This is a genomic window from Streptomyces sp. NPDC003032 (assembly GCF_053591415.1).
This window is the reverse complement of record NZ_JBSFTT010000028.1, coordinates 102,948-114,054: the sequence shown is the minus strand read 5'-3', so window position 1 is coordinate 114,054 and position 11,107 is coordinate 102,948. Positions and strand designations below refer to the sequence as shown.

Below are 11,107 nucleotides of genomic sequence, written 5' to 3'. Positions count from 1 at the left end.
TCGGCTGAATCTAAATCCCCACCCACCCAATACTACTACGTGGCCATAAAATCCCACAACCAGGTCTTGAAGGCCGACGTCACGCGAGCCCCGGAATTAACCAACAGCGTCTACTTGTAGGTGGGGCGGGCCGTTCCGGATGGGGGCGGCGGCAGGAGGTCAGAACTTAGGGGCCGTCGCCTGGGCCTCCACCAGTTCTGCCGCCTCCCTCTTCGTCTCCACCGACGGTGGCGAGCCCGAGAGCGGCTTCTGGGCCGTTTCCTTCATGCAGGCCACCGCGATGACGCCGACGACGGCCGCCGCCATCGAGTAGTACGCCGGGACCATGTCCGTGCCCGTGATGCTGATCAGGGACGTGATCACCAGGGGGGCCGTGCCGCCGAAGAGGGAGGCGGAGAGGTTGTAGCCGACGGAGAGGGAGCCGTAGCGGACCGAGGTGGGGAAGAGGGCCGGGAGTGTCGCCGACATCGTGCCGAGGAGGCAGACCAGGGAGAGGCCGAGCAGCAGCATGCCGCCCGAGACCGCCAGCAGGCTGCCCTGCTTGATCAGGAGGAATGCCGGGATCGACAGGACCAGGAAGCTCAGCATGCCCGTCATCAGGAGCGGCTTGCGGCCGAAGTGGTCGGACAGCTTGCCCACCTGGTTGATGATCAGCATCAGGACGATCATCGTGCCGATGAGGATCAGCAGGCCGTGGGAGTCGTCGTAGCCGAGTTCGTCGGAGAGGTACGTCGGCATGTACGACAGCAGCATGTAGTCGGTGACGTTGTACGCGCCGACCAGCGCGATGCAGAGGATGAGCGTCGGCCAGTGGTTCCGGAAGATCTTCGCCAGGTCGCCCTTGGCCGTGGTCTCCACGGTGGAGGCGCCCTCGGACGCCGAGTGGAAGGTGGCGTCCTCCAGCTTCTGGAACGCGGGTGTCTCGTCGAGCTTGAGTCGGAGGTAGAGGCCTACGAGGCCGAGCGGTCCGGCGACGAGGAACGGGATGCGCCAGCCCCAGGACTCCATGGCGTCCGAGCCGAGGGCGCTGTTGAGGATGAGGACGAGCCCGGCCGCGCCGGTGTACCCGGCCAGCGTGCCCAGCTCCAGGAAGCTGCCGAAGTAGCCGCGCCGCTTGTCGGGGGCGTACTCGGCGATGAAGGTGGAGGCCCCGCCGTACTCGCCGCCCGTGGAGAAGCCCTGGACCAGGCGGAAGAAGATCAGCAGGACCGGCGCCCAGAAGCCGATCGTGGCGTAGGACGGGATCAGGCCGATGGCGAGCGTGCCGATCGCCATCATGATCATCGTCAGGGCGAGGACCTTCTTGCGGCCGATCTTGTCGCCCATCGGGCCGAACACCATGCCACCGATGGGGCGGACCAGGAAGGACACCGCGAAGGTCGCGAAGGAGGAGATCAGCTGGACCGTGTCGTTCCCGGATGGAAAGAACACATGGCCGATGGTGACGGCCAGATAGCTGTAGATGCCGAAGTCGAACCACTCCATGGCATTGCCGAGCGAGGCCGCCTTCACCGCCCGCTTGACCGCTGCCTCGTCCGTGACCGTGATGTCGGTACGGCGCAGCGGCGGGTTCTTGCGCCGGTTGACGGCCCGGAACAGCGTGCGGTGGCGTTTGACCGCCTCTGTATCGGCCTCGGTCTCTTCGTGGGCCGCCATGGAGTGGTTCCTTTCGTTCTTCGGACGTGCTCCCCCCGGGGATCACTTGCTCGAACATCGCCCGCGCAAACGAAAGCCCCCCGCGAGGGGGGCTTTGTCACAGTGCTTTGTCGCAGTCTTTGTCACAGTGCTTTGTCGCGGTGCGGGGCTCGTCCGGGGGAAGCGTCGCTCAGACGCCCAGGTCCCTGATGATCTTGGCCACGTGGCCCGTCGCCTTCACGTTGTAGAACGCGTGCTCGACCTTGCCCTGCTCGTCGACCACCACGGTCGAGCGGATGACGCCGGTCACCGTCTTGCCGTACAGCTTCTTCTCGCCGAAGGCGCCGTAGGCCTCCAGGGTCTCCTTGGACGGGTCGCCGACCAGCGTGACCTTGAGGTTCTCCTGCTCACGGAACTTCGCGAGCTTCTCCGGCTTGTCCGGCGACACGCCGATGACGTCGTAACCGGCCGCCGCGAGCACGTCGAGGTTGTCGGTGAAGTCGCACGCCTGCTTGGTGCAGCCGGGGGTCAGGGCGGCCGGGTAGAAGTAGACGATGACCTTGCGGCCCTTGTGGTCGGCCAGCGAGACGTCCTTGCCGTCGGCGTCGGGCAGGGTGAAAGCGGGGGCGGTGTCGCCGGGCTGCAGTCGCTCGCTCATCTTCGGGTCTCCTCGCAAGGGGCGTGAAAGGTGTGGTGCCGGAGTCGAGCGTAATAGGGGTGCCGTGGGGTGCGGCGCGCGTGAAGCTGACAGACTGTGGGCACAGATCACGTCCACACAATCGATACGACCTGGAGGCAGCGCGGTGTCGGATGCCAGGACCCCTGCGCAGATCGAGGCGGACATCAAGCGCCGGCGCGACCAGCTGGCCGAGACGCTCGACGAGATCGGGGTGCGCGTCCACCCGAAGACGATCGTCGGCGACGCGAAGGCGAAGGTCGTGTCGAGTGTGGACAACTCACTTGGCCGGGCGTATGTCGGGGCGAACCGATTCGTCTCGGACGTGAAGGGCCGGTTCGTCGCGGAGGACGGTTCGCCCCGCATCGAGCGGATCGTCCCGGTGGCCCTGGTGGCCGTGGGCGTCGTCGGACTGCTCGTGGTGGGTGCGCGGCGGCGCGACAGCTGACCCGGGGGGCCGCATACGGCGCCGGGGCGGGTAGGTTCGGTGGCGTGAGCGAGAAGACCCACCACGACGACAAGCTGCCCATCCGGATGCTGCACGACCGCGTGCTCGTGCGGCAGGACACCAGCGAGGGCGAGCGCCGCTCCGGCGGCGGCATCCTGATCCCCGCGACCGCGGCCGTGGGCCGGCGGCTCGCCTGGGCCGAGGTGGTCGCGGTCGGACAGAACGTACGTACGGTCGAGCCGGGTGACCGGGTCCTGTACGACCCGGAGGACCGCGCCGAGGTGGAGGTGCGGGGCGTGGCGTACGTCCTGATGCGCGAGCGCGATCTGCACGCCGTGGCCGCCGACCGTTTCGAGGGCTCCGAGGACTCGACGGGCCTGTACCTGTAGGGCAGGAGTCATGAGTCATGACAGTCATGAGTCATGAGTGCTGGTGACCATGGTCACCAGCCCCTCACTCACGGCCTTTGCTACCGTGGAATGACCCCGACGAGACGCGCCGTACCGGGTTTCCGCAAAGACGACGCACCCCTTCTCTCTACTCGTCGGAGGTGCCGTCATGGCCTGGGTTCTGTTGATAGTCGCCGGTCTGCTCGAAGTGGGCTGGTCGATCGGGATGAAGTACACGGACGGGTTCACGCGGCTGTGGCCGAGCGTGTTCACGGGCGCGGGCATCGTCGCGAGCATGCTGCTCCTGTCGTACGCCGCCAAGTCGCTGCCCATCGGTACCGCGTACGGCGTGTGGGTCGGCATCGGCGCCGCCGGTGCGGCGGTGCTCGGCATGGTGATCCTGGGCGAGCCCGTCACCGCCGCCCGGATCTTCTTCGTCTGTCTGCTGCTGGTCGCTGTCGTCGGCCTGAAGGCCACTTCGGGGCACTGACCGTGCCCCGACACACGCCCTAGCCGTCCGTCAGGCCGCCGAGCGCGCCGCCGACCGAGGCGCCGTCGCCGGTCCCTCCTCCGGTGTCGGTGCCGCCGCCCGTCGGGCCGCCCTGGGCGGCGCCTCCGTCGAGCGTGCCTCCGTCGAGTGTGCCTCCGTCGAGCATGCCGCCGTCGGTCTGGTCACCCGTCTGGCCGCCGGTCTGCCCGCCGGGGTCCTGGCCGCCGTCCGTGGTGGCGCCGCCGCCCGTGTCCTGTCCGCCGGTGGTGGCGCCCCCGTCGGTGGGGCCGCCGTCCGTCGTGCCGCCGTCGGTGGGGTCGTCGGTGGTGGGGCCGCCGGTCTCCGGTTCCTGGGTGCCGCCGGTGGCCGGGTCGGTCGGCGGCGGCGTGTCCGCGCCCCGCGCCACCTCCAGGTCGAAGTCCTTGACCGGCTTGCCCTCCAGGGCGGACTTGGTGAACTGCGCCCACACGCGCGCCGGATAGGCGCCGCCGTTGATGCGGGACTCGCCGAGCGCGCCGTACAGCGGGGTGTGCGCGCCGGTGTCCGGGTCCTGGCCCATGACGGCGACGACCGTCGCGAGGTCGGGGGTGTAGCCGGCGAACCAGGCCGCGGTGTCGTTCTCGGCGGTGCCGGTCTTGCCCGCGGCGGGGCGGCCCGCGCCCTGGGCCGCCGTGCCGGTGCCGCCCTGCACGACACTGCGCAGGACGGAGGTGGTGGTGTCGGCGGCCTCGCGGGTGACGGCCTGCTCGGTCTCCTGCTCCGGCAGGTCGATCTCCGCGCCGTCCTTGGTGATCTTCTCGACGAGCGTGTACGTGCCGTGCTCGCCGTGGTTGGCCAGGGTCGCGTACGCCTCGGCCATGTCGAGGACGCTCGCGGTGGACGGGCCGAGCGCGATGGAGGGGGAGGCGGTGAGGTCGGGGGTCTTCTCCGGGACGCCGAGGGCGATCGCGGTGTCCTTGACCTTGTCGGCGCCGACGTCGACGGCCATCTGCGCGTACACCGAGTTCACGGACTTGTCGGTGGCCTCGCGGACGGTGGTCTCGCCGTAGGAGACCTGGTCCTCGTTCTCAGGGGCGTACGCGCCGCCGCTCCACCCCTGCACGGGGCGCTTGTTGGTGCCGTCGTAGACGGTGTTCGGGGTGATCGGGCGGCCGTCCTGGGTGACCGAGCCGTTCTCGACCGCGGAGGTGAACACGAACGGCTTGAAGGTGGAGCCGACCTGGTAGTCGCGGCGCGTCGCGTTGTTGACGTACTGCTTGGTGTAGTCGATGCCGCCGTACATCGCGACGACCTTGCCGGTGGCCGGGTCGATGGAGGCGCCGCCCGCGCGGACGTTGCGGTCGACCTTGCGGGCGTCCTTGTCGACCTTCGACATCACCTGGTCGTCGACGGCCTTCTTGAAGGCGTCCTGGCGGTCCTTCTGGAGGGTCGTGGTGATGCGGTAGCCGCCTTTGGCGAGGGTCTCCGCATCGATGATCTCGTTGGCGGTGAGATAGTCCTCGACGGCCTTGACGACGTAGCCGCGCTGGCCGGACAGGCCCGCCGTGCCCTTCGCCTCGTCGGGCATCGGGAACTTGATGCCGGCCCGCTCGGACCTGCTGAGCCAGCCCTCCTTGACCATGCCGTCCAGGACGTAGTTCCAGCGGCCCGTCGCACGCTGCTTGTTCTCGGGGTGCGTGGCGACGTCGTACGCGTTGGGCGAGTTGAGGAGTGTCGCGAGGTAGGCGCCCTCGGCGGTGGAGAGGTCCTTGACGTTCTTGCCGTAGTACGCCTGGGCGGCGGCCTGCACGCCGTACGCGTTGCGGCCGAAGTAGCTGGTGTTCAGATAGCCGGAGAGGATCTCGCCCTTGCTCACCTCGCGGTCCAGCTTGATGGAGATGAAGAACTCCTTCACCTTGCGGGTGACCGTCTGCTCCTGGCCCAGGTAGTAGTTCTTCACGTACTGCTGGGTGATCGTGGAGCCGGACTGCTTGCCCTTGCCGGTGACGGTGTTCCAGGCGGCCCGGATCATCGCCTTGGGGTCGACAGCGGACTCGCTGTAGAAGTCGCGGTCCTCGGCGGCGAGCACGGAGCGCTGGACGCTCAGGGGGATCTGTGTGAGCGGCACCTTCTCGCGGTTCACCTCGCCGTCGCGGGCGATCTCGGTGCCGTCGGCGTACAGATAGACGTTGCTCTGCTTGGTCGCCGCGGCGTTCGCCGAGGGGATGTCGACCAGCATGTAACCGGCCATGAAGGCGCCCACGAGCAGCAGGACGAGCAGGATGAAACCGCCGAGGACCATGCGCCAGGTCGGGAAGATCCGCCGCCAGCCCTTGCGCTTGGGGCGCTTCGGCTTCCTGGCCTTCCCGGTCCCGGTGGCCGCGCCACCCTGCCCGGCGGCGCCCTGCTGCTGCGGCTCGTCGCTCATGTCTCGCGAAACTCCCGGTTAGCGTCGTACGTCCAGTACGCCTCGTAAACCCCATTGCACACTGTCGCCACACGCGTAAGGCACCAGGCACGCGTCCCGCGCCGAAAATGCCTGGCGCGAGCGTTCCCGACCACACTACGATCCTGCGCTTTGGCCCGATTCGGGACGAGGCCCACTGTGAAAGGGATGCTTGTGCGCGCAGGACGGTTCCGTCTGTACGCGGCCGTCGCCGAGGGGGGCTTCCGCAGATACGCCACGTACCGCGTCGCGACCGCGGCGGGGGTGTTCACCAACACCGTCTTCGGGCTGATCCTCGCCTACACCTACATCGCGCTCTGGGACGAGCGGCCGGGCCTCGGCGGGTACGACCAGGCGCAGGCGGTCACGTTCGTCTGGCTCGGGCAGGCGCTGCTCACCGTGATGGCGCTGATGGGCGGCGGCTTCGAGGGCGAGCTGATCGAGCGGATCCGCACCGGGGACATCGCCGTCGACCTGTACCGGCCCGCGGACCTCCAGGCCTGGTGGCTGGCGAGCGATCTGGGCCGGGCCCTGTTCCAGCTGCTGGGGCGCGGTGTCGTGCCGGTGGCGATCGGCGCGATGGTCTTCGACCTGGCGCTGCCCGCGGATCCGCTGCGCTGGCTGGCGTTCCTGTCGGCCGTGGTGCTCGGCGCGCTGGTCAGCTTCGCGCTGCGCTTCCTGGTGGCGCTGACCGCGTTCTGGCTGATGGACGGCGCGGGCATCACACAGGTGGCGATGCTCGCGGGCACGTTCTTCTCCGGGATGCTGCTGCCGCTGAACGTCTTCCCCGGCACGCTCGGCGAGATCGCCCGCGCGCTGCCCTGGTCGGCGCTGCTCCAGGTGCCCGCCGACGTGTTCCTCGGCCGCCACACGGGCGTCGACCTGCTCCGCACGTACGCCTTCCAGCTCGGCTGGGCCACGGCACTCCTGACGGCCGGCCGACTGCTGCAGACCGTGGCGACCCGACGGGTGGTGGTGCAGGGTGGGTGACTTGGCGCGGGTGCGGTCCGGGCCCGAGCGGGTGCGATCCCGGCCGGCCGAGGTGCGCACCGGGGTGCGTGCCTATCGGTTGATCTCCGGCATGTGGATCCGCTCCCTCATGGCGTACCGCCTGTCCTTCGCGATGACCGCGCTCGGCAACTTCGCGGTGACCGCGTTCGACTTCGCGGCGATCCTGCTGATGTTCTCCCAGGTGGACCGGCTCGGCGGCTACTCGCTCTCCGAGATCGCCTTCCTGTACGGCGCGTCGTGCACCGCGTTCGGCCTCGCCGACCTGTCCCTCGGCTCCATGGACCGCCTCGGCAAGCGGGTGCGCGACGGCACGCTCGACACGCTCCTCGTGCGGCCCGCCCCGGTCATCGCGCAGGTCGCCGCCGACCGGTTCGGGCTGCACCGGCTCGGCCGGCTGACGCAGGGCGCGCTCGTCCTGACGTACGCGCTCGTGGTCCTGGACATCGACTGGACCGTGCCGAAGGCCGCGATGGTGCCGTTGATGCTGCTCAGCGGCGCGGGCATCTTCGGGGCGCTGTTCGTGGCGGGGGCGGCCTTCCAGTTCGTGGCGAGGGACGCGGCGGAGGTGCAGAACGCCTTCACGTACGGCGGCACGACGCTGCTCCAGTACCCGCCGTCCGTCTTCGCCAAGGACCTGGTGCGCGGCGTGACCTTCGTCCTGCCGCTGGCCTTCGTGAACTGGCTGCCCGCGCTGTACGTCCTGGGGCGGCCCTACCCGCTGGACCTGCCGGTGTGGACCGCCTTCACACCCCCGCTGGTCGCCGTCGCCTGCCTCGCTCTCGCCGGTCTCGCCTGGCGCACGGGCCTCCGTTCGTACCGCAGCACAGGGAGCTGAACCGTCGTGGGAACCGACCTCATTGAGCTGGACGGCGTCGAGAAGGTCTTCGACGTACGCAAGAAGACGGGATTCCTGCGGCGCGAGCGGCACGAGGTGCGGGCCGTCGACGGCATCTCGTTCACCGTGCCGCGCGGCGAGATGGTCGGCTACATCGGGCCGAACGGCGCGGGCAAGTCGACGACGATCAAGATGTTGACGGGCATCCTCACGCCGAGCGGCGGCCGCCTGCGCGTCGCGGGCATCGACCCCTCCCGCGAACGCACCCGCCTCGCGCACCGCATCGGCGTCGTCTTCGGCCAGCGCACCACGCTCTGGTGGGACCTGCCGCTGATCGACTCGTACCGCCTGATGCACCGCATGTACCGCATCCCGGACGCCCGCTTCCGCGAGAACCTCGACCGGTGTGTCGAACTCCTGGAGCTGGGCCCCCTGTTGGACGTCCCCGTCCGTCAGCTCTCCCTCGGCCAGCGGATGCGCGGCGACATCGCGGCGGCGCTCCTGCACGACCCCGAGGTGCTCTATCTGGACGAGCCGACGATCGGCCTGGACGTCATCAGCAAGGCCAAGGTGCGGGGCTTCCTGCGGGACCTGAACGCGGAGGCCGGCACGACGGTCCTCCTCACCACGCACGACCTCACCGACATCGAGCAGCTCTGCAAGCGTGTGATGGTCATCGACCACGGGCGTCTGTTGTACGACGGTCCGCTCGCCGGGCTGCACGAGGTGGGGGAGAGTGAGCGCACCCTGGTCGTGGACCTGGAGCGTGAACTTCCGCCCATCGAGGCCGAGTCGGCGCGGGTGGTGAGGGTGGAGGGCCCGCGGCAGTGGCTCGCCTTCCCCGCCGCGGAGTCGGCAGCTCCGCTTGTCGCGCGGATCGCGGCCCGGTATCCGCTGGCCGATCTGTCGGTCAGGGAGCCGGACATCGAGGCGGTCATCGCCAAGATGTACGCGGACAGGGCGACCTCGTAGGCTGCTCCTCATGAGTGAAGAACTCCCCGACCTGCGGGCCTCCGACGCCGACCGTGAGCGGGTCGCCGAAGTACTCCGGGACGCGATGGCCGAGGGCCGCCTCGACATGACGGAGTTCGAGGAGCGCCTCGACGCCGCGTACAAGGCCCGTACGTACGGCGAGTTGGAGCCGATCACCCGTGACCTGCCGGCGCACAGTGCCGCCAAGGTCTCCATGGTGAAGGGGGCCGCGAGCGACGACCCGGCCGCCGTCGACTGGGCGGCGCGGATGGTGGACGGCGAGCCCACGTCGACCTTCGGCTTCGCCTTCTGGAGCGGGTTCGGCCGCAAGGGCGGCTGGGTGGTCGGCCGGCGGTTCTCCTCGTTCGTGATGTGGGGCGGCGGCGACATCGATCTGCGCGAGGCCTACTTCACGGAGGGCGACGTGGAGATCTTCTGCTTCACCATCATGGGCGGCATCCAGGTCACCGTGCCGCCGGAGATGAACGTCGTGGTCAAGGGCTTCGGCATCATGGGCGGCTTCGACGACCGGGCGACCGGCCTCGGCACGCCCGGCTCGCCCCGCGTGGTCGTCAAGGGCTTCGCCCTGATGGGCGGCGTCGGCGTCGAGCGCAAGCTGCGCAAGGCCGAGAAGCTGCGCCTGAAGGAGGAGCGCCGTCGCGAGAAGCTGGAACGCCGTAGGGAGCGCGGCTGAGGGGCCGCGCGAGGGGCGCGGGGAGCCGCGCGCGACCCGCCACAACCGGCCCCGCAGGTGGAGGAATGTCAGAGCTCGGCCGCCGCCGACCCCTTCAGGTGCGCGAGGTTGAACGTCTCCGCCATCTTGAGGTAGCCCGCGTCCGAGGGGTGCAGATGGTCGCCCGAGTCGTACCGCTCCCGCAGCGTGCGCGGGTCGTACGGGTCGCGCAGGGCGCGGTCGAAGTCGACGACGTCGTCGAAGACCTTGCCCGAGCGGATCTGGTCGTTCACCGACTGGCGCACCGCTTCGAGGGCGGGCTCGTAACCGCGGTGGCCGCCGAACGGCATCAGCGTGGCGCCGACGACGCGCAGGCCGCGGGTGTGCGCCTGACGGGTCAGTTCGCGCAGGCCCTCGACGATGCGGTCCGGGTTGTTCTGGTGCGGGTTGCGCAGGATGTCGTTGACACCGAGCGCTATGACGACGGCCTTGACGCCCGTGCGGTCCAGGACGTCGCGGTCGAAGCGGGAGAGGCCGCTCGGGTTGGCGGCGGGCCGCCCGCGCCCGTCGGACAGGACGCGGTTGCCGCTGATGCCCTGGTTCACGACGCCGTAGCGGGGCGCGCCGGACTCGGCGCGCATCCGGTCGGCGAGGATGTCGGTCCAGCGGCGGTTGGCGCCCATCGTGGACGTGATGCCGTCGGTGATGGAGTCGCCGAAGACGACGACGGTCCCGTCGGTCTCGTGGCTCAGCACGTCCACCGCGGAGAGGTAGCGCCAGAACGGGCTCTGCTCGGTGTAGGCGTCGCCTGCCGGGTCCTCGGTGCGGTCGCCCTCGGCCACGTAGCTGATCTGGCGTGCGTGCGGGTGGTAGGTGACGGGGCCCGAGGGGGTCGGCGAGTACGTCGTGACCAGCAGGTCGGAGTCGTGCGGGACGCGCACGCGGGCGGCGTCGCTCATCGCCTGGGCGCCCGGCGGGATCACCACCGAGGTGTTGCCGTTGAACGTGAGGCGGCGCAGCGTGCCGGGCGCGGCGGCCGGGTCGTTCGACGCGGAGGCCAGCGCGAGCGAGGCGTGCGTGATGCTCAGCGGCGTGGTTCCGTAGAGGTTCGACAGGGTGATGCGGGCGCTCTCGCCGCCGACGCTGGTGTGCACGATGTTGCGGATGGAGCGGCCGGCGAAGCCCTTGCGTTCGGTGCCCGGCTCGGACCCCGCCGGGGAGGCGGACCAGGAGCCGACCCAGGTGCCGGAGGAGGCGGGCGCCGCGGAGTTGCGCGGGGTGCGCGGACCCGCGCTGATCGTGTCCTGCGAGCCGTCGTCGGTGCCGGTGACGCCGACGTATATGGCGGCGGAAATCACCACTATGACCGCGACGACCGCGGCGAGAAGGGCATAACCGTGACGCTTGGTCATGCGGGCTCTTTCTCCTCGGGCAGGGGGAGCCCCGAGGCTCCGGTGTGATCACCCCATGATGCGGCATGGACCGTGAGGCGGCCGACACTGCCCCCCTCTGCCCTTATCGACGCCGGGAACTTGTCGTTCGTTCCAGGAGTA

At 69.6% G+C, this 11,107-nt stretch carries 11 protein-coding genes and 1 riboswitch; of the genes, 7 read left to right on the top strand and 4 right to left on the bottom strand.

What is annotated here, in order from left to right; all coding sequences use genetic code 11:
• Positions 1-159: 159 nt before the first annotated feature.
• Positions 160-1,656 (bottom strand): glycine betaine/L-proline transporter ProP, encoded by a 1,497-nt coding sequence (gene proP / locus ACWDZ7_RS31855; RefSeq protein ID WP_451801803.1) that lies wholly within the window; start codon positions 1,654-1,656, stop codon positions 160-162.
• Between the two features lie 169 nt (positions 1,657-1,825).
• Positions 1,826-2,293, bottom strand: a complete 468-nt coding sequence (gene bcp / locus ACWDZ7_RS31850; protein WP_223774844.1) for a thioredoxin-dependent thiol peroxidase — start codon at positions 2,291-2,293, stop codon at positions 1,826-1,828.
• Positions 2,294-2,438: 145 nt separating this feature from the next.
• Between bcp and ACWDZ7_RS31845 the strand changes: the two genes are divergently transcribed.
• The 3 genes from ACWDZ7_RS31845 (at position 2,439) to ACWDZ7_RS31835 (ending at position 3,638) form a co-directional block, all read left to right on the top strand.
• Positions 2,439-2,759 carry a DUF3618 domain-containing protein gene (locus tag ACWDZ7_RS31845; RefSeq protein WP_451801801.1) on the top strand — a complete coding sequence of 107 codons (321 nt, stop codon included), beginning with the start codon at positions 2,439-2,441 and terminating at the stop codon, positions 2,757-2,759.
• Between the two features lie 44 nt (positions 2,760-2,803).
• A complete protein-coding gene (locus tag ACWDZ7_RS31840; RefSeq protein ID WP_030793504.1) occupies positions 2,804-3,148 on the top strand; it encodes a GroES family chaperonin in 345 nt (114 codons plus the stop codon).
• A gap of 79 nt (positions 3,149-3,227) precedes the next feature.
• Positions 3,228-3,288, top strand: a riboswitch (guanidine-III (ykkC-III) riboswitch).
• A 29-nt stretch (positions 3,289-3,317) separates the two neighbouring features.
• A complete protein-coding gene (locus ACWDZ7_RS31835; protein WP_451515595.1) occupies positions 3,318-3,638 on the top strand; it encodes a DMT family transporter in 321 nt (106 codons plus the stop codon).
• Between the two features lie 19 nt (positions 3,639-3,657).
• Here ACWDZ7_RS31835 and ACWDZ7_RS31830 read toward each other — a convergent pair whose 3' ends face one another.
• Complete coding sequence (locus ACWDZ7_RS31830; protein WP_451801800.1) at positions 3,658-6,045, bottom strand: transglycosylase domain-containing protein; 2,388 nt, start codon at positions 6,043-6,045, stop codon at positions 3,658-3,660.
• 186 nt (positions 6,046-6,231) lie between these two features.
• Here ACWDZ7_RS31830 and ACWDZ7_RS31825 point away from each other — a divergent pair, with 186 nt between their 5' ends.
• Genes ACWDZ7_RS31825 through ACWDZ7_RS31810 form a run of 4 tightly spaced genes read left to right on the top strand, consistent with a single transcriptional unit; the run spans position 6,232 to position 9,575 of the window.
• Positions 6,232-7,053 carry an ABC transporter permease gene (locus ACWDZ7_RS31825; RefSeq protein ID WP_451801798.1) on the top strand — a complete coding sequence of 274 codons (822 nt, stop codon included), beginning with the start codon at positions 6,232-6,234 and terminating at the stop codon, positions 7,051-7,053.
• Positions 7,046-7,909, top strand: coding sequence for an ABC transporter permease (locus tag ACWDZ7_RS31820; RefSeq protein WP_451801797.1), 864 nt, complete (start codon positions 7,046-7,048; stop codon positions 7,907-7,909). Before ACWDZ7_RS31825 ends, ACWDZ7_RS31820 begins: the two co-directional genes overlap by 8 nt.
• Before the next feature lie 6 nt (positions 7,910-7,915).
• Complete coding sequence (locus ACWDZ7_RS31815) at positions 7,916-8,881, top strand: ABC transporter ATP-binding protein (protein ID WP_451801796.1); 966 nt, start codon at positions 7,916-7,918, stop codon at positions 8,879-8,881.
• Between the two features lie 10 nt (positions 8,882-8,891).
• Positions 8,892-9,575 (top strand): DUF1707 SHOCT-like domain-containing protein, encoded by a 684-nt coding sequence (locus ACWDZ7_RS31810; protein ID WP_451801794.1) that lies wholly within the window; start codon positions 8,892-8,894, stop codon positions 9,573-9,575.
• Between the two features lie 68 nt (positions 9,576-9,643).
• On the opposite strand, the gene ACWDZ7_RS31805 is transcribed toward ACWDZ7_RS31810, so the two are convergent.
• Entirely contained in the window at positions 9,644-10,966 is a 1,323-nt protein-coding gene (locus tag ACWDZ7_RS31805; RefSeq protein ID WP_451801793.1) for a GDSL-type esterase/lipase family protein, read from the bottom strand.
• Positions 10,967-11,107: the final 141 nt, after the last annotated feature.

Excerpts from the sequence above, each read along its gene's own strand:
- proP (WP_451801803.1), bottom strand. The coding sequence starts at position 1,656 with ATGGCGGCCCACGAAGAGACCGAGGCCGATACAGAGGCGGTCAAACGC.
- bcp (WP_223774844.1), bottom strand. The coding sequence starts at position 2,293 with ATGAGCGAGCGACTGCAGCCCGGCGACACCGCCCCCGCTTTCACCCTG.
- ACWDZ7_RS31835 (WP_451515595.1), top strand. The coding sequence starts at position 3,318 with ATGGCCTGGGTTCTGTTGATAGTCGCCGGTCTGCTCGAAGTGGGCTGG.
- ACWDZ7_RS31830 (WP_451801800.1), bottom strand. The coding sequence starts at position 6,045 with ATGAGCGACGAGCCGCAGCAGCAGGGCGCCGCCGGGCAGGGTGGCGCG.
- ACWDZ7_RS31825 (WP_451801798.1), top strand. The coding sequence starts at position 6,232 with ATGCTTGTGCGCGCAGGACGGTTCCGTCTGTACGCGGCCGTCGCCGAG.
- ACWDZ7_RS31810 (WP_451801794.1), top strand. The coding sequence starts at position 8,892 with ATGAGTGAAGAACTCCCCGACCTGCGGGCCTCCGACGCCGACCGTGAG.
- ACWDZ7_RS31805 (WP_451801793.1), bottom strand. The coding sequence starts at position 10,966 with ATGACCAAGCGTCACGGTTATGCCCTTCTCGCCGCGGTCGTCGCGGTC.